The following is a 1,191-nucleotide window of genomic DNA, read 5'->3' as shown; positions in this document are numbered from 1 at the left end:
ATGGCAAAGGGTAAATTCGAACGCACCAAGCCGCACGTCAACGTCGGCACGATTGGTCACGTGGACCACGGCAAGACGACGCTGACGGCAGCACTGACGAAGGTCGGTGCCGAGCGCTTCGGTGGCGAGTTCAAGGATTACGGCTCGATCGACGCGGCGCCGGAAGAAAAGGCACGCGGCATCACGATCTCGACCGCCCACGTGGAATACGAATCGCCGAACCGCCATTACGCGCACGTCGATTGCCCGGGCCATGCCGACTACGTGAAGAACATGATCACGGGTGCGGCGCAGATGGACGGCGCGATCCTGGTGTGCTCGGCCGCGGACGGCCCGATGCCGCAGACGCGTGAGCACATCCTGCTGTCGCGCCAGGTGGGCGTGCCGTACATCGTCGTGTTCCTGAACAAGGCCGACATGGTGGACGACGCCGAGCTGCTCGAACTGGTCGAGATGGAAGTGCGCGAGCTGCTGTCGAAGTACGACTTCCCGGGCGACGACACGCCGATCATCCACGGTTCGGCGCTGAAGGCGCTGGAAGGTGATCAGAGCGAGATCGGCGTGCCGGCGATCATCAAGCTGGTGGACGCGCTGGACAGCTACATCCCGGAGCCGGTGCGTGCACTGGATCGTCCGTTCCTGATGCCGGTGGAAGACGTGTTCTCGATCTCCGGTCGCGGCACGGTGGTGACCGGTCGCGTGGAGCGCGGCATCATCAAGGTCGGTGAGGAAATCGAGGTCGTGGGCATCCGCCCGACCCAGAAGACCACCGTGACCGGCGTGGAAATGTTCCGCAAGCTGCTGGACCAGGGTCAGGCGGGCGACAACGTGGGCCTGCTGCTGCGCGGTCTGAAGCGCGACGACGTGGAGCGCGGTCAGGTGTTGGCGAAGCCGGGCACGATCACGCCGCACACGGACTTCGAGGCTGAGGTGTACGTGCTGTCGAAGGAAGAGGGTGGTCGTCATACCCCGTTCTTCAAGGGCTATCGTCCGCAGTTCTACTTCCGCACGACGGACGTGACCGGTGCCGTGACCCTGCCGGAAGGCGTGGAGATGGTGATGCCGGGCGACAACGTGAAGATGGAAGTGAGCCTGATCCACCCGATCGCGATGGACGACGGCCTGCGTTTCGCGATTCGCGAAGGCGGCCGCACCGTGGGCGCCGGCGTGGTTGCCAAGGTCATCAAGTAA

Annotated in this window: 1 protein-coding gene; it reads left to right on the top strand. The window is 64.2% G+C overall.

Annotated features, from left to right (window positions below):
* Window positions 1–1,191 carry an elongation factor Tu gene (gene tuf, locus BMY90_RS11580; protein WP_008211601.1) on the top strand — a complete coding sequence of 397 codons (1,191 nt, stop codon included), beginning with the start codon at window positions 1–3 and terminating at the stop codon, window positions 1,189–1,191.

Source organism: Rhodanobacter glycinis (genome assembly GCF_900114325.1).
GTDB classification, from domain to species: domain Bacteria; phylum Pseudomonadota; class Gammaproteobacteria; order Xanthomonadales; family Rhodanobacteraceae; genus Rhodanobacter_A; species Rhodanobacter_A glycinis.
This window is presented reverse-complemented; position numbering and strand designations above follow the sequence as displayed.

Excerpts from the sequence above, each read along its gene's own strand:
- tuf (WP_008211601.1), top strand. The coding sequence starts at position 1 with ATGGCAAAGGGTAAATTCGAACGCACCAAGCCGCACGTCAACGTCGGC.